The organism is Roseomonas sp. WA12, assembly GCF_054165765.1.
In genome coordinates this window covers 837,953-854,290 of record NZ_CM135108.1, presented here as the reverse complement: position 1 = coordinate 854,290, position 16,338 = coordinate 837,953, and the positions used below count along the sequence as shown (strand labels likewise).

General features: G+C 68.5%; 13 protein-coding genes. 9 read left to right on the top strand and 4 right to left on the bottom strand.

Translation table 11 applies throughout. The features are described from left to right. Window positions 1-25: 25 nt before the first annotated feature. Complete coding sequence (locus ACVBD7_RS04225) at window positions 26-1,549, top strand: hypothetical protein (RefSeq protein ID WP_458096250.1); 1,524 nt, start codon at window positions 26-28, stop codon at window positions 1,547-1,549. A 25-nt stretch (window positions 1,550-1,574) separates the two neighbouring features. Here the strand turns inward: ACVBD7_RS04225 and ACVBD7_RS04220 are convergent, their stop codons facing one another. From ACVBD7_RS04220 to ACVBD7_RS04210, 3 genes are read right to left on the bottom strand one after another with little or no spacing between them, the layout of a single operon-like run. Next, window positions 1,575-2,519, bottom strand: coding sequence for a hypothetical protein (locus ACVBD7_RS04220; RefSeq protein WP_458096249.1), 945 nt, complete (start codon window positions 2,517-2,519; stop codon window positions 1,575-1,577). Next, complete coding sequence (locus ACVBD7_RS04215; protein ID WP_458096248.1) at window positions 2,516-3,475, bottom strand: diacylglycerol kinase family protein; 960 nt, start codon at window positions 3,473-3,475, stop codon at window positions 2,516-2,518. Before ACVBD7_RS04215 ends, ACVBD7_RS04220 begins: the two co-directional genes overlap by 4 nt. Continuing rightward, window positions 3,472-4,557: a CDP-alcohol phosphatidyltransferase family protein gene (locus ACVBD7_RS04210; RefSeq protein ID WP_458096247.1), complete on the bottom strand. Its 1,086-nt coding sequence runs from the start codon at window positions 4,555-4,557 to the stop codon at window positions 3,472-3,474. The genes ACVBD7_RS04215 and ACVBD7_RS04210 overlap by 4 nt, the downstream gene beginning before the upstream one ends. Window positions 4,558-4,641: 84 nt before the next feature. Here ACVBD7_RS04210 and ACVBD7_RS04205 point away from each other — a divergent pair, with 84 nt between their 5' ends. From ACVBD7_RS04205 to ACVBD7_RS04175, 7 genes are all read left to right on the top strand, one after another. Then, complete coding sequence (locus ACVBD7_RS04205; protein WP_458096246.1) at window positions 4,642-5,613, top strand: metallophosphoesterase family protein; 972 nt, start codon at window positions 4,642-4,644, stop codon at window positions 5,611-5,613. Window positions 5,614-5,812: 199 nt separating this feature from the next. Beyond that, window positions 5,813-6,256, top strand: a complete 444-nt coding sequence (locus tag ACVBD7_RS04200; protein WP_458096245.1) for an HIT family protein — start codon at window positions 5,813-5,815, stop codon at window positions 6,254-6,256. Then, complete coding sequence (locus ACVBD7_RS04195) at window positions 6,253-7,491, top strand: LptF/LptG family permease (RefSeq protein ID WP_458096244.1); 1,239 nt, start codon at window positions 6,253-6,255, stop codon at window positions 7,489-7,491. Before ACVBD7_RS04200 ends, ACVBD7_RS04195 begins: the two co-directional genes overlap by 4 nt. Continuing rightward, window positions 7,488-8,546: an LptF/LptG family permease gene (locus ACVBD7_RS04190; RefSeq protein WP_458096243.1), complete on the top strand. Its 1,059-nt coding sequence runs from the start codon at window positions 7,488-7,490 to the stop codon at window positions 8,544-8,546. Before ACVBD7_RS04195 ends, ACVBD7_RS04190 begins: the two co-directional genes overlap by 4 nt. A gap of 43 nt (window positions 8,547-8,589) precedes the next feature. Then, a complete protein-coding gene (locus ACVBD7_RS04185) occupies window positions 8,590-9,351 on the top strand; it encodes a sterol desaturase family protein (RefSeq protein WP_458096242.1) in 762 nt (253 codons plus the stop codon). Further along, window positions 9,348-10,508, top strand: coding sequence for an N-acetyltransferase family protein (locus ACVBD7_RS04180; protein WP_458096241.1), 1,161 nt, complete (start codon window positions 9,348-9,350; stop codon window positions 10,506-10,508). Before ACVBD7_RS04185 ends, ACVBD7_RS04180 begins: the two co-directional genes overlap by 4 nt. After that, entirely contained in the window at window positions 10,508-11,290 is a 783-nt protein-coding gene (locus tag ACVBD7_RS04175) for an NTP transferase domain-containing protein (protein ID WP_458096240.1), read from the top strand. Before ACVBD7_RS04180 ends, ACVBD7_RS04175 begins: the two co-directional genes overlap by 1 nt. A gap of 109 nt (window positions 11,291-11,399) precedes the next feature. Here the strand turns inward: ACVBD7_RS04175 and ACVBD7_RS04170 are convergent, their stop codons facing one another. After that, on the bottom strand, window positions 11,400-12,434 hold the full coding sequence (locus ACVBD7_RS04170; RefSeq protein ID WP_458096239.1) for an acyltransferase family protein: 1,035 nt from the start codon (window positions 12,432-12,434) through the stop codon (window positions 11,400-11,402). A gap of 1,618 nt (window positions 12,435-14,052) precedes the next feature. On the opposite strand from ACVBD7_RS04170, the gene ACVBD7_RS04165 reads away from it, so the two are divergent. Further along, entirely contained in the window at window positions 14,053-15,987 is a 1,935-nt protein-coding gene (locus tag ACVBD7_RS04165; RefSeq protein WP_458096238.1) for a VapE domain-containing protein, read from the top strand. Window positions 15,988-16,338 lie beyond the last annotated feature (351 nt).

Genomic DNA, 16,338 nt, shown 5'->3' with positions numbered 1-16,338 from the left:
GGGCTTCAGACTTGTGAGATCGAGCGTGCAGAAGATCGCCACCTCCGCCCCTTCACCGACGATCGGGGCGGCGGTGAGGCACGGCTGGTCCGTGCCGCTGGTTCTGCTGGCGGCGGCCTTCCTGCTGCGGCTTCCCTTCCTGGGCAATCCGGTGATCGAGGGCGACGAGCAGTTCTACATGCTCGTCGGCGACCGTCTGCTGCAGGGCACGCTGCCCTATGTCGATATCTGGGATCGCAAGCCAGTTGGGCTGTTCCTGATCTATGCCGCCATCCGCGCGCTCGGTGGCGAGGGGATCGTCCAGTACCAGCTCGTCGCGACGCTGTTTGCTGGCTGCACCGCCATTCTCGTCGCCCGCATCGCGGCGCTGATCGCATCGCCGCGTGGCGCGGTGTTCGCGGGCGTGACCTATCTGCTATGGCTGAACGTCTTCGGTGGCGAGGGCGGGCAGTCGCCGGTCTTCTACAATCTCCCGGTTGCCGTGGCCGCGCTGCTGGCGCTGCACGCCGTCCTCAGGCCGGCGGGATGGACTCGGTTGTTGGGGCTGGGTGCCGCGGCGATGTTCGCCACCGGGCTGGCAATGCAGATCAAGTACACGGCTGTATTCGAGGGTGTGTTCTTCGGTTGCGCGCTGCTCTGGTGCGGATGGCGCGCCGGGTTCGGGCCGATGCGTCTGCTGCTTCTAAGTGGGGTATGGGTGGGCTGCGCGCTGCTGCCGACGCTGGTGGCGATGGGTAGCTACGCGGCGATGGGCGAGCTGCAGGCCTTTCTATTCGCCAACTTCATCTCGGTATTCCACCGCAACACCGCCGTGGTGGGATCCTCCCTCGGGCGGCTTGCGACCATGGCGGGGCTGCTGCTGCCGCTGGGTGCCTGCGCCGTGCTCGGGCTTCGGCTGGCGCGGCGCGAACTGGCCGCGACGCCGGACGGGCTGCGTGCCACGGGCTTCGTCGCGGGATGGGCGGTGGTTGCGGTGGCGGGCGTGCTCGTCTTCGGCACCTACTACAATCATTACGCGCTGCCGCTGCTCGTGCCGCTCTCAGTGGCGGCGGCGCCGCTGCTGGGTTCACCAGCGGCGCGGTGGCGTCGCGTCTCCGCCATGCTGGCGCTGTCGTTGGTGGGCGTCATCGCGGCCACGGCGCTGACGGTGATCCATATGCGCGCCCGAGGCGATGGTACGGAGGTGCGGGCGCTGGCGGGTGCCGCCACGCTCGCACCGGGCGAGTTCCTCTATGTGTTCGACGGCGAGACCATCCTGTACTTCCTGACCCGCAGTCCACTGCCGACGCCCTTTGTCTTCCCGACGCATCTGAACGACCTGCGCGAGGCGGAGGGGATCGGCATCGACCCCGTTGCCGAGCTGCGGCGAATCCTGGCATCCGGCCCCGCCTATATCGCCACCACGGATGGCACGCGGCCGCGGATCAATCCGGAAGCCTGGGCGGTGATGTCGGAAGCGTTGCGCGTGGGGTACGAGCCCGTGCGGAGCGTGAGGATCGGCAACCGGAACCGCGTGATGTACCGGCGCGTCGCCCCGCCTTTGAACTAGCCTGGCTTGAACCAGTCCGGCGCGCTCAGCGCACCGCGCCACGCCGACGCAGGCGCCAGAGCAGGAGCGGCGCCGCGAGGATGGGATGGCGGCGCTGCCAGGGTGTCAGTTCCACCGTCACGCCCGAATGGCGCGCGACCTTGGCGGCCAGGTAGTCCGGGCCACCATCGAAGGTAAAGGCGGCCTTGATCAGGCGCATCACGTTCAGCGCCTTGCCGCAGGCGCGACGCAAGGCCCAGGGCCGGGACCAATCGCCAACAAGACCGGGCTGCAGGCGCCCCTCCCCGTCTGGCCGGGTGGAAAGGCCGAGGCGGGACAGGGCGGCGGGAAATATCAGGCCGTACCAGTCCTCGGCGCCGGCCAGGATACGGTCCGGGCGGTTGCCGCGCTCGGCACGCAGTTCAGCGCCGTAGGTGTGGGAGAAGAGGCCGCGCCAGTACTCGGCTGGCGTTGCGGCCAGCGGTCCCAGCCGCACCGCCCAGAGCGCCGCGGTCTCCACGGCCTGCGCCACCGCCCGTTCGACGCGGTGGCGGACCGCGGGGTCGCGTGCCTGGACGAGGGTACAGGGCTGGCAGAAGCGGGCCCAGATTGTGGTGTCCACTGCTTCGGCGCGCACCTTTTCCTCAAACTGCCGCAAGCTCATCACGGCCACCTTGGCGCGAAAGGGGCCGGGGCTCTCGACCCGCCAGTGCAGGACGTTCGGCGGAAGAAGGGCGTTGAACAAGGCCGGCAGCATCCTTCCGTAGAAGGTGCGGTAATTGTCCGTTAGCACATAGAGGTCGAGCAGGCCCGACGCGTCGCCGTCTCGGCGGCAGGCGCCGTAGAACAGCACGGCCTCCACCGCCGCACCGTGCCGGGCCTGGATGTCGGCAACGATGCGTTGCGCGGCAAGCATCGCGGCGTTCGGCTTGGAGGGAAGCGCCAACTCGGCGGCGGCCAGGGCCTCCAGTGCGTCACGGTCGGCTGTCATGGCGTCACGAAGGCGACCTGGCCAGGGGCGGAGAGCACGATCCCGCCCGGACCTGGCTCGAACACCTCGCCGTCCAGCACGAACGGCGTGCTGAGCCGGACGGCCAGGCTCTTCGCCCGGCCGCTACGGTACCCGGCCGCCGGCATCCAGGGGCGTGGCCGGCCCTGGCGTGCTGCCCAGAGCGCTGCGCCCAAGCGTTTCGGTGGGGCGGCCACGTCGAGCCAGTGAAGGGGTCCCTCCCCCTCCCCCCAGAAGGGCCAGAGGCCAAGCATGAGCTGGTCGAGCGAGGTGGCCAGTACCAGGAAGCGGTGTCCTTCGAGCGCCGCTGTCCCATCTGGCGCCACCTCCATGGGCACGCCGGCGCGCAAGGGATGGCCGCGCTGCCACCCCGCCCGTAGCGCGACGCCGCCGAGGGCGAGCAGCACGGCCAGGCTGTCGTGGATGCCGCGCTGGTGCAGGGCGCGTTCGGCAAGCAGCTTGGCTTCGGTGAAGGCGGCAGCACCGAAGAGGAGGCCGCGCAGGGGCTTCGCATCCTGCGTCCCGGATCGGACGACCTCGACCACCGGCAGCAGCCTTCGGCGCAGCGTGCCCCGATCGGCAGCGTCGCGGAGGCGCCCCAGGGCCGTCCCTCCAGGGCCGGGTGTGCCGAGAACGCGGGCGGCGAGGTTGGTCTTGCCCGTGGCAAGGATGGCGATCTCGGGTGGGTGGTCGCCGAAGGTGCCGGGAAGCGCGGTCAGCACCTCGCGCAGCGTGCCGTCCCCGCCCTGCACGGCCAGGAGGTTCACGTTCTGCGCCGCGAAGTCCGAGAGGGCGGCCCTGAGTTCGGCGCGGCTCGCAGGAGCGGCCTGGGGCAGCCCGGCCGCCTGCGCACCGAGCCCGAAACGGCCCTCGCGCAGCGCCCGGCTCAACGGGTTGGTGATGAGGCCGATGCGCCTAATGTCGGCGCCTCCGGTCATCCCTCGAGCCAGGACCGCAGCGGCGCGCGGCGCTTTGCCAGCCCGGCCTGCACCGTCACCACCGCCTGTTCGATGCAGCCGAATGCGGTCCAGGCAGCGACGGCCAGGATGCCAAGGTCCGGGCGCCCGGCGAGGGTGCCGATGGTAAGCATCAGCAGGTTCGGGTTCCGCCGCGCGATCCACAGGCGGAACAGGCTGTCGAAGCGGCGCCAGACATGGATTTCCATGCTGTAGAGGGCGAGGAATAGGCCCTCCTGCAGGCGCTGCAGGATGTAGCCGCCGACGATCACGGTACCAACCGTGATCGGGTATGCCAGCGGCAGCCCGACGGCGCCGAGGCCGAGGATCCAGGCGACCCACCAGAAGGGCGGGTGAATCAGGTCGATCGCGTGGTCGAAGACATTGCCGAAGGGGGTGGAGGTGAGCGTCACCCGCGCCAGCTTGCCGTCCACGGTGTCGAGAAAGGTCATCACCCAGGCGGCGAGCAGGCCAGGCAGATAGGCGCCCTCGGAGAAGAGCCAGAGGGCGAGGAAGACGAGCACGAGGCTGGCCAGCGTGACCATGTTCGGCGTGATGCCGAGCGCGGCGCAGGCGCGCACGACATGGAAGGCCGGACGGGGCCAGACATGTTTGGTGATGGCATCGGTGACGCCCTTGTAGGAGCCGCCGAACATTTCCCATTCCACGGCACGCCGGGTCTCGGGCGCGAGGCGCAGGAGGTAGGGGTTGCCGCGCTTGCGCAACGCCTTGTTGTAGCTCCCGGCCAGCTCGGTGGGGCGTGCGGGGTTCAGCCCGGCGAAGGCGGGATCCTCGGCCCCCTGCCCGGATTCCAGCGCAGCGGCGATGGAAGCGGACTGCGTGCCGGGCGGAAGATGTGCGGCGACGGGGCGGCCGTCCTCCGGCCGGAGAAGCAGCGCGCCTGGGGCCTTTACGAGCCCGGCGACGAGCGCAGCGTCAAAGACATGATCCGCGCGGAGAAGCAGCAGGCCAGCACCGCTCTCTGGCGCGGCTCCGTTCCAGGGCGCGACATCCGAAATCCCGGCGCGGGAGAGGGCGCGGCCGAGGAGGATGGAGCCGGGCATGCTCCAAACCGGGACGTCGGATTCCCCCAGCAGCCGGGCCGCGGCTGGTGCCGGCGCGGCGGGCGGGCGAGATTGGGCCGGCCCATGTCCTTCTCCCTCGCGCACCTGTCCGATCTGCACCTGCCAATTCCCCCTGGGGCCCTGCACCCTCTCGGGCAGCTCGCGGGCAAGCGCTTGCTCGCCTATCTCGCCTGGCGGCGCAAGCGGCTGCGGGCAGTGACGTCGGAGGGGCTGCTGGCGGATGTCGCGGCGGCCGGGGTGGACCATGTGGCGGTCACCGGCGACCTGACGAACCTGGCCCTCCCCGGTGAATTTGCGGCCGCGCGGGACTGGCTGGCAGGGCTGGGAGCGCCGGACCGGCTGACGGTGGTGCCTGGCAACCACGACGCCACGGTGGCCGTGCCCTGGGCGTCCGGGATCGGCAGCTGGCAGGAGTGGATGAGCGGGGATGCGGCACGGCCTGGTGCGGAGCCCTTTCCCTTCCTGCGGCGGCGGGGGCCGGTTGCACTAATCGGGCTGTCCTCGGCCGTGCCGACCTTGCCGGGCTCCGCGGCCGGGCGGCTCGGTGCAGGGCAGCTCGCCCGGTTACCGGCGATGCTGGACCAGGCCGGGCGGGAGGGCCTGTTCCGCGTGGTGCTGGTGCATCACCCGCCCGCCCTGGGCCCGGGCGGCAGACGCAAGGCGCTGAGCGATCGGGCGGCCCTGCGCGAGGTGCTCTCTCGCCATGGGGCGGAGCTGGTGCTGCACGGGCACCACCATGTTCCGTTGGAGGACGAGCTGCCCGGTCCGGCCGGGCCGATCCCGGTGCTCGGCACGCCCCAGGCCCTGGCTACGGGGCGGGACCGGCCGGGCTGGCAGCTGCACCGCATCGGCCCGGAGGGGGCGGGTTGGCGGATCGAGACCACGCTTCGGCTGCGGGACCATGCGACTGGCGAGTTCTACGAGGCGCGCCACGGGTCCCGCTTGGTCGGATCCGGCGAGGCAGGTAAACCGGCCTTCCCTGGGCCGGGGCAGGCGCACCCTGCTCAGGGTGCTCCTGACTCGGGCCGAGGGTGAGCGCCCCTGCCGGGCTGCCGGCCCGGTAGGACGCCGTTTCGTTGCCCGTTTCACGAAGTGCAACCGCCCGCGGCCCCCGTCCGGCCCGAACTGGCGGGGTCACGGGGGGGCATTTATAGTCGTCCCGAAGCGGGTCGGGGCTGTGCCGCAATGCGGGGCCGCCTGACCGTCCCGCAATGCCGGCCTCCCGAGATCCCGCATGCCCAGCGCCACGATGACCAAGTTCGGCTATCCCGACACGCTCCTGGGCGAGACCGCGCACTGGGCCGTGCTGCTGCGCCCGCAGCAGGTCACGCTCGGCTCGCTCGTGCTGATCTGCCGCGAACCCGTGACAGCCTTCGGCGAGGTAAGCCCCGCCGCCTTCTCCGACATGCAGGGCGCCGTGGTCCGGATAGAGAGGATGCTGCGGGACCTCGTGGCCTACGAGAAGATCAACTATCTCATGCTCATGATGGTGGACCCCGACGTCCACTTCCACGTCATCCCCCGCTATGACGGCGAGCGCACGCATCTCGGCCATGCTTTCCCCGATGCCGGCTGGCCCGGCCAGCCCGCGCTGGGCGAGGCCGTGTTGCCCGATGATGCGGTGCGCGAGGACCTGCTCCATCGCCTGCGGGCCGCCTGGGTCTCTGCCGCAGCGTGAGTCAGGCCTCCGCCGCCGGCATCCGCCGGGGGCCACCGGCCGCAAGCGGGGTGGTCAGCCGCTACATGCTGCGGCTGCTGGCGAAGCCCCTCGCGGCCACCCTTCTGCTCGTCCTTCCGGCGCTGCTGATGGAGCGGCTGCTGCGGTTGTTCGACCTGCTGGCGAATGCCGGCACGCCGGCCGCGTCAATCGTCCAGCTGCTGCTCTATCTCGTGCCGCACTATCTGGGCCTGGCGGTTCCGGCGGCACTGTTCCTGGCCGTCTATGTGGTCGTCGCCCGGCTGAGCCAGGATCATGAGATGGACGCGCTGCAGGCGACCGGCTTCTCGCTCGCGCGGCTGAGCTGGCCATTCCTGGCCGTCGGGGTGCTCTGCGCCGGGCTGAGCCTGGGGCTGTACGGCTATGTGCAGCCGTTGAGCCGATACGCCTATCGCGCCGCCTTCCACACCATCACCAATGCCGGCTGGAACGCGACCCTGGTGCCCGGGGAGTTCGTGCGGATCGGGCGGCGGCTGACAGTGTATGTCGACCGGCGCGATGCGGCGGACGGGCTGCTGCACGGCGTCTTCCTGCACCAGCTGCGCGAGGATGGCGCGGAAATCCTGACCACCGCCGCGACCGGCCGGCTGCTCGTCAGCTCCGAGGAGAATGAGCTGCTGATGGAGCTGGAGGAGGGCCAGCAGGTCACGACGCTGGCGAATGGCGAGAGCTCGACCCTGGCCTTCACCAACTCGGCCCAGTCCCGTCCTTTCATCCGCCGCCTTCCCCTGTTCCGACTTCGGGGTACGGATGAGCGGGAGATGACGCTGGGCGAGTTGTGGGCGGCGCGGGACGAGCCGGAGCCGCCGGTGCCGCTTCCCCGGCTGGACGGGGAGTTGCATGGGCGGCTGGTGCGTTCCGCCTCGCTGCTGTTCCTGCCGCTGCTGGCCATGCCCATGGGGCTGGCTGCGAAGCGCTCTCGCCGCTCGGCGGGGATCCTGCTCGGGGCGGTGATCCTGGTGGTGTACCAGCAGGCGCTGCAGCTGATGGAATCGCTCGGCGATGTGGGGCGGATCGACTCGCGGCCCGCACTCTGGCTGCTGTTCCTGCTGTTCGCGGCCTTCGGCATCCTGGTGTTCCGGCACAGCAACCTGCATCCGGAGGAAGGCGCTTTCGACGGCGTGCTCGCCCGGCTGGACCGGGGCGTGGCGCGGATGGCCAGCTGGCTGCCGCGCCGGCTGAGGCCCGCGGCGTGATCATCGGGCGGTACCTGACGCGGATCTTCATCGGCCGCATGCTCGCGGTGCTGCTGGGGCTCGCGGCGCTGCTGCAGATCCTCGATCTGCTGGACAAGGCGAGCGACGTGCTGGCGCGCGGCGGGGTGGCCGATATCGGCCGATACGCGCTGCTGCGGCTGCCCAGCACGCTCGGGCGGCTGGTTCCGTTGGCGGTTCTGGTCGGGGCCATCCTGACCTTCCGCCGGCTCGCGGCCACGCTGGAAATGACCGCGCTCTGGGCGACCGGGCGGGGTGCCTGGCGGGTGATGGCGTCCCTCGCCCCGGCCTGCGCACTGGCCGCCGCCATGCAGATCGGTCTTCTGGCCGGGGTTGCGCCGCGGACGGAGCGGACCCTGGCCGATTGGTGGGACCGGCGCGAGCCGGCGGAGCGGCCCATTCAGCTGGCCCAGCGGCTTTGGCTGCACAGCGGGCCGGATATCGTCGCGGCCGATGCGGTCTCGCGGAATGGCCGGTCGCTGGAAGGCGTGCTGTTGGTGCGGCGGGATGATCAGGGGCGGGCGCTGGAGCGGCTACAGGCCCGGCGCGCCACCCATGGACCGGAAGGCTGGCGCCTGGAGGAGGTTCGTCTGATCCGGCCCGGCGAGGACCGGGTGACGGATGTGGCGGCCCGCTCCTGGGCCGACGGGCCCTCGCCGGAAACCATGCGTGACCTGGCGCGGCCGACTGACGCGCAGCCACTGGAGCGCCTGCTGGTGGCGAGGCGCGGCGAAGGGGCGGTGACCCGGGGTCCGGCCTTCTACGCCACCCGGTTGCAGGGGCTGGGGGCCATGACGGTGGCGCCCTTCATCATGCTGCTGCTCGCCCTGCCCTCGGCTTTCGGGCTACCGCGGCAGTCGAGCGGGCTCCGGCGGGCAGCGGTTGGACTCGTGCTTGGCCTCGGCTATCTCGTCGTCGCCGGGCTGGTGAACGCGATCGGCGAAGCCGGTGGGCTCGCCCCCGTCACGGCCGCCTGGATGACGCCGCTGGGATTTGCGGTGGCCGGGCTGCTATGCCTCTGGCGCGAAGAAGCTTGAGTTCCCCACCGGGCGGCTGGCCCGCGGGGGCGGAGGTAGGTTGATGTACGGTCCCTGGCGCGGCGGGCGAAGCTTCGATCTCGGGCGGATGACGCTGCGGGAACTGTTGGTGGCTTATGCTGCCCATCCGGCGGTGCATCTGTATGTGCTGCTCGCGGTCGTCAGCGCCGTGCTGGCCGTGATGTGGACACCGGCGGGCGGCGCGCTGCGGCCGCTGCTGGCCGTGGGCGCAACCTTCCTCGCCTATCCACTGGCCTGGTACCTCATCCACCGCTTCGTGCTGCATTCTCGGTTCCTCTACCGCTCACCGCTCACGGCCGCGCTGTGGAAACGGATCCATTTCGATCATCACCAGGACCCGCACCGGCTGGACGTGCTCTTCGGGGCGCCGGTGACGACGGTGCCGACGATCCTGGCTGTGCTGATCCCGATGGGATGGTTCATCGGTGGCTGGCCGGCGGTGGCCGCAGCGGTGGCGACGGGCTTCGTCATCACCTGCATCTACGAGTTCTGCCACTGCATCCAGCACCTGAACTTCAAGCCGCGCTCACGCCTGCTGCGGCGGATGAAGGAGCTGCATCTCGCCCACCATTTTCACCATGAGGGCGGGAATTACGGGATCACCAGCTTCGTCATCGACCGCAGCTTCGGCACCTATTACGCCGAGGCGAAGCAGCGCCCGCGCAGCCCGCACGCCTTCAACCTCGGCTACGACCGCGAGCAGGCGGCGCGGTATCCCTGGGTGGAGAAGCTGACCGGCTCTCCGCCGCGCGATCGTCCCGCACGGCCCGGCGAGGCGGCGTGAGCGGTTCGGCCGGTCAGGGTTCAGCCATCGAGATTGAGGCGGTTCAGGACCGAGCAGGGCTCGAGCGCTTCATCCGCCTGCCCCACGCGCTGTTCCATGCCGATCCCGCCTGGGTGCCGCCTCTGCTGATGGAGCGGCGCGACGCGCTGTCGCCGAAGAAGAATCCGTGGTTCCAGCATGGCGAGGCTGCCTTCTGGATCGCGCGCCGCAATGGGCGCGATGTCGGGCGCATCAGCGCGCAGGAGGACCGGCTGGTGCCGGAGGGGCCGAACGGGCGCCCCGCGCATTTCGGGCTGCTGGCGGCGGTGGACGATCCGGAGGTGTTCGCCACGCTGCTAGGCACGGCGGAGGGCTGGACGCGGGCACGCGGGTTGCGCCTGGTGCAAGGGCCGTTCTCTCTTTCGGTGAACGAGCAGACGGGGCTGCTTGTCTCGGGCTTTGACACGCCGCCGATGCTGCTGATGCCGCATGATCCGCCCTATGCCGGGAGGCATGTCGAAGCATTCGGCTATCGCAAGGCGCGGGACCTGCTGGCCTATGTCAGCGACCTCTCATCGCCGATGCCGCCCGCCGCGGCGCGCGCCGTCACGCGCGGCTTGCCGCCTGGGGTGACGCTGCGGCCGATGCGCCGCTCGGCCCTGCGGGAGGAGGTCGCCGCGCTGATCGACATCTTCAACGAGGCCTGGGCAGGCAACTGGGGCTTCGTCCCCTTCACGCCCGAGGAGGTGGCGCATCTTGCCTCGGAACTGCGGCCACTGCTGAACGAACGGCTGGTCTGGTTCGCGGAGATCGAGGGTCGCCCGGTCGCCTTCGGCGTGTGCCTGCCCAATCTGAACGAGGCGATCCGCGACTTGTCCGGCCGCCTGCTGCCGCTCGGCTGGGCGCGGCTGCTGTGGCGGCTGAAGGTGGAGGGCGTATCCACCGCCCGGGTGCCGCTGATGGGCGTGCGCCGGAAACTCGGTGTGGGGCTCCTTGGCCGCGTGCTGCCGATTTTTCTGGTTGAGGCCATGCGCAGGGAAGCTGTGGCGCTGGGCATCCGGCAGATCGAGATGTCCTGGGTGCTGGAGGACAACCTGCCGATGCGTCACATGGCGGAATCCTTCGGCGCGACCGTCTACAAGACCTATCGCGTCTACGAGAAGCAGCTGGACGCGTGATGACGGATGGCGTGACGGCGCTGGTGCTGGCAGGGCAGCGACGCGGCACCGATCCGATGGCCGCGGCCGCCGGCCTCTCGCACAAGGCGCTGCTGCCGGTGGCGGGCGTGCCGATGCTGTTGCGCGTGATCGCCGCGCTTCGGGCCGCGCCGGGCATTGGGCGCATCGTCGTGTCGATCGAAGCGCCTGGGGTGACGCTGGAGGGTGTCGGTGACCTTGGTGATGTCGTTCTACGCCCTGCTGGGGCGAGCCCCGCCCGCAGTGCGGCGGCAGTGTTCGAGGAGTTCGGCGCCCCCCTGCTGGTGACCACCGCCGACCACGCGCTGCTGACGGCGGCGATGCTAACGCACGCGCTATCGGCCTCCCCGCCCGATGCCGCGGCCGTCGCGGCGCTCGCGCGGCGTGAGACGGTGCTGGAGGACTTTCCAGGGACGCAGCGAACCTGGATTCGCTTTCGCGACGGCGCCTTCAGCGGCTGCAATCTTTTCCTGCTGGCGCGACCGGAGGCTAGCGGTGCGCTTCGCTTCTGGCAGTTGTTGGAAGATCAGCGAAAGAAGCCTTTGGCGATGGCGCGGATGCTCGGGCCGTGGACGCTGCTGCGTTACGTCGTCGGCTGGCTGACGCTTCGGGCGGCGCTGGACGCCCTCGAGCGACGCTGCGGCGCGCGGCTGGCCGTGGTGGAATTGCCGTTCGGCGCGGCTGCGGTGGATGTGGACAAGCCGGCTGACCTTCTCCTCGCGGAGGAGTGGTTGGCGGCACGGGATAAGCAAGCAGCGGGCTGACGTTAGGCTGCGTCGACGACAGCTGCTGGCAGACGACGCTTCGACAGGCCCACTAAGGCAGCGAGCCAGCGTCCTGCTGCGATGCCTGGCCGTTCAACATATCGCTCCGCTAATGCTGCGACAGGTATCGTGAGGGCGGTTGTAGCAAGGCCGACGAGGAGGCCCAAGCGAGCGGGTGCATTGGCGGCACCGCCCAGACATAACCAAGACCGAAGACGATCGACGAACCGACGATCGGTCCACTCAGGTACAAACTGTAGCTAATCCGCCCCAGGAATTGCGAGAAGTTGGACTCTAAGCTCGCTGAAATCGAATTGCCGTTCGAGTAGGCGAGAATGGCGACGGGCAACGCTCCTGCCAAGGTTTGGGCCAGAGACGCCATAATCTGGGCCTGGTACTCGAAAAAGCGCATGAAAATGAAAAGAAGCAGGACCGAGATCGCCTCGACCGTTCCCGCACGCTCGAACATGCGCCGGCATCCAGGTTCAGCCACAAGCATGCCAAGGCTGAAGGGAAGCACTGCTGTCGCAAGCCCCAGGTGATGGAAGCTCAACCCGTGGTTCTGCGTGGCCAGCAGCCCATATATAACGCCGCAGACCGCGCCGACCGTGAAGAAGTAACGGGTTGCTAGGGCGATCCCGAATACGACCGGGACAGCGAGCATCTCGACCTGAATCGTCCATGTCACGCCGTGCACACCGACGTCCAAGAGCACCATGTTGCGCAGGACAGCGTCGAAGGTTGGCGCGGTCCCATGGTTGAAATGAACCTGCGCCAGCGTCAGCCGGTAGATCGCGAGGACTGACACGAAGATCGAGGGCATCAGCCGGAAGACCCGACGCACGGAGAAGGCCGCTGCCTCCCTGAGGTTTAGGTTCGCACGAGCCTGCAAGGAACGAGAGAGCACGAAGCCGCTGATGATGAAGAACAGCGTTACCGCTACTTGGCCGTTGAAGAGGGTCAGCGCAGTTTTCGAGATGACCCCCTCAAGGCCGAGAAGCTGCGCAGGGGGATCGCCGACGTTGGCGTTCAGGGCAGGGCTATATTGAAGAATGGCGTGGTAGAGAATGACCGCGGCGGCTGCCCAGCCGCGAGCTCCGTCCAAGGCTAGGAAACGCTCCCCGTCCTGCAGTGTCCGCGTCATCGAAGGACTGTCCAAGCCAATGCTGATGTCCGACTTGCTCTAGCGTGCCAGACGGCGCCGGAGAAGGAGCAAGAAGGGCGGCCAAGCTTTGGAATACGCTCGCAGATGCCATGCGTGGCAATTTGGCAGTTTCAGAGATTCTCGAGACCACCGCCCTTTTCGGGCAGGCAGTTATCGGTCCCGAACATTGCTTCATAACGGCTAGACTGAGCCGAGCGGCGAAGGTTCAGCGCGTTCGGAGGGTCCGGTCCCCCATCCCTTGGTCACCTTTGCCGCGCCTATGATCCTCGTCCGGCAATTGGCCCAGCCATTGTAGTACGGGCTCCAAATTCCTGCGCCACGGAAACGCGTTGCCGACTGGATGTGCACCGGTTCTGCCGGTCACCTAGATGCTGGGCCTACACCCGAGACGGGTGAGCAGCAGTCCGACCGCGAGCAGGAGATAACACGCATTGCGTGTGGAAGCCGATACGATTGCTCGCCATGGAACGTAGCGTCGAACGATCCATTGCGGCTTCATGACAACCAGGGTCACGGCAGAAGACCGGGCCTTGGAGGAATGAAGGATGAGCGCTGTCACAAGGCTCCTTCGAGACATCGCCCTCTGGTTGCGGGCCCCGCGAGGGCTGCGGCCGGACTTCTTGAAACGCGCAAACTTCAGCGAAAGCTGATCCACCGCCGCACCAACCGATGTCCTTGAACATCGAACCCCACGGCAAGTAGCTGGTCGTCGTTACAGAGTAGCTCGGGAAGTCTTGGGATGCTGAGCGTTTCCGGAGCCGATGGCCCGGCAGACGCCTGCAATTACGTCGCTCAGCGCCACGATGCCGGCTCCGCCTCCTCGCCCGGATTGCTGAGGTGTCTCAGGCACGCACGCGCAAGCGAGCGTCACCTCCCAGGCGGGTGGCTGGCACAGCAGCTCATTGCTGGCCACCTTTCGGCAGGCGCGTTGCAAGATGCTGGGACACTACTCCGGCGTGCTTGAGCAGACCGAACGAACGTCCAGCGACGCTCATCAGCCTTGAACGGTTACTGCTGTGGAAACCGGTAACCCACAAACGAAAACGCGGCGCCGAGACACCGCGCAACGTACTGACTGACTTGACCGACGCCGGCTGGCGTCCCCAAGGGGACGCTGGAAAGCCAAGTAGATCAACGTACTGCGGAGGCAAACACGCCTCCCCTGCCCCACGGTTTTTCGGGCTTTTCCGAGAGGCTGGCAAACGCTCCTCCCTCAGAAGCAGTTGGCCCCGCCTCCGTTGACGCGGAGAGCGGGGCCGGGGTGGCTGAGCTTGCGGGGCACAACCAGGGGCAGACTAGCAAAGCCGGTCATGCCCCGGAAAGCGGATACAGCGTGCCGCTGGCAGACTTGGCCGAGGTGCGTAGGTGGATTGGCTGGCGGGAAACTCGGAGGCAGGACGGCACCCTCGGGAAAGCACCCGTAGGGGCTAGCTGGGCAGACCCCCTCAACCTCCTCACCCGCAGTGCGGCTGCCGCAAAGGGAAGCGGACTGGTTGGGCTCGTTCTTGGCCCTGATCCGGAGGGGTGGTGTGCCCCGCACCTTCCTGAGGGCTGGTCCCTGGGTGGTGTTGACCTCGACACCTGCCGCGATCCCGAATTGGGTGCCCTCGAGCCCTGGGCTAAGAAGGTCATCGCCCTCCTGGGCAGCTACGTCGAGGTGTCCCCGAGCGGTACCGGGGTGAAGGTGTTCTTCCTGTACCGGACATCGGACCTCGCCAAGTGCCGCAGCAATCGGTGGGTCGCCGAGGGTGGCGGCAGGGCGTTCAAGAGGGGCGATGGAGAGGCACACCCGCCAGCCATCGAGGTGTACCTTGCCGGCCGGTGGTTCGCTGTCACCGACCGGGGCCTGGACGGCGCTCCGGCTGAACTTCGACGGGTCGGTTACGATGCCCTTTGCGACCTATTGGGTCGGATTGGGCCCGACTTCGAGCGTGGCGAGGACCGGGTCATCCCCATGGGTGGTCCAGTCGGCGCTGTCTGGCCGCGCATTCAGGACGCGGCCGAGAAGGACGGCAAGCTCCACGACCTGCTGTATGTCACTCGTCACGACCGTCGAGATCGGTCCCGGAGTGCCATGGCGCTCGGCGCAGCCTTGGCCCGCCACAGCTTCACCTATGACGAGGTATGCGACGCCATTCGCACTTGGCCCCCCACGGTCGAGTGGTGCCGCGAGAAGGGCGATGCGAACAACGGGCGCGAGCTTCGGCGCATATGGGACAAGACCCAGACTCGTCGGCGGGAGAATCCTGGTTGGGGGGATGGCCTTGATATTGGGCCACGGGGCGAGCCGCTCCCGACCCTCAAGAATGTCCACCACGCCGTGCGGCACGCTCCGGAGCTGGCCGGGCTAATCCGCCTAGACCAGTTCTCGGGGTTCCCGCAGATCACGCGTCGGCCGCCCTGGGATGAGAAGGACGAGGGCGACACCCCTCGCCGGCTCCGGGAAACGGACCTCTCCCATCTCAAGGTCTGGCTAGAGGGCCGGCGGCTAACGGCCAGCATGGAGAACGTGCAGGCTGCCGTTGCCATGGTGGCCGAGGAACACGGCTTCCACCCCCCGCAGGATTACCTGCGCGGGCTGATCTGGGATCAGGTGCCCAGGCTGGACTTGCTGTTCCCCCGCTACTTCTTCGCCGAGGACACGCCGCTCCACCGGGCCTTCGGCCGGTTCCTGATCGCCGCTGTCGCTCGCGTCATGCAGCCGGGCGCCAAGGTGGATACGGCGCTGATCCTCGAAGGCGCGCAGGGCATCGGGAAGTCGAGCGCCGCCCGTGTTCTGGCCGGGGGTGAATGGTTCGGGGAGGACTTGCCCGAGATCGGGACCAAGGACGCCGGCCTGTATATCCAGGGCCGTTGGGTCGTGGAACTGGCCGAACTCACCAACGTCACAAAGTCCGAGGCTGACGTGGTGAAGCGGTTCCTGTCCACGTCCGTGGACCGCTTTCGAGCGCCCTATGCGCGCTCGACTGAGGACCACCCACGCCAGTGCGTGTTTATCGGCACCGTGAACCCGAACGGGCGGGGCTACCTCAAGGATGAAACCGGCAACCGGCGGTTCTGGATCGTGGAGTGCAAGGAAAAGGTGGACTTGGCCGGGCTGGCCGCTGACCGGGATCAGCTATGGGCGGAAGCCCGGCATCGGTACGAGGCCGGTGAGCTTTGGTACCTCGACTCCGACGAACTGGAGGCCGCGCAGGCTGCCGTAGCCCAGGAGCGGCGGGACACGGACCCGCTTATCGAACAGGTGCGGAAGCAGGTTGCGAGGCACGAGTACGCCGAGAAGGACGCCCTCCTGCGGCTGCTGACGACCACGCACACCTCACGAGCCGACGAGTCCAGTGAGCACACCCGACCTGCGACCAGGGCCGATGACATGCGGCTGGCGTCGATCATGCGGGACCTTGGGTGGGTCATGGAGCGGCGGCGAGGCGGAGGCGGCGAGAAGCGGCGCGTGTACGTCCGCACCGAGGCGGCCGAGCCCATGGAGGCCTCGCGGCCCCATCCGGTGGAGGGCGATGATGCGGCGTTCTGAGATGCGCGGCGCCGGTACCGAGGCGCTTTGCTCCGGGCCGAACTTTTGCTCCGGGCCGACCTTGGGCCGACCTGCAAAAGGTAGGTCGGCCCGGCATTTGCCCCGTAATTACAGGGCTTCACCCAGGGTGGCCCAACCGGGCCTACCTATCCCACAAGAGTTTACCCAGGATCTGCTGTGGTGCTGGGTGTGGGGCCAGCGGCGTGTAGGCAGTACCAGCCCCCAAGTGTGGGCCACTAGGTCGGCCCGGTCGGGCCATGTGCAGGAAACACCCGTAAATGCTGGGCGAAACGTGGGCCAACCTACCCGTTGCAAGTCGGCCCAGGGTCGGCCCGGACGGGGTAGGTCGGC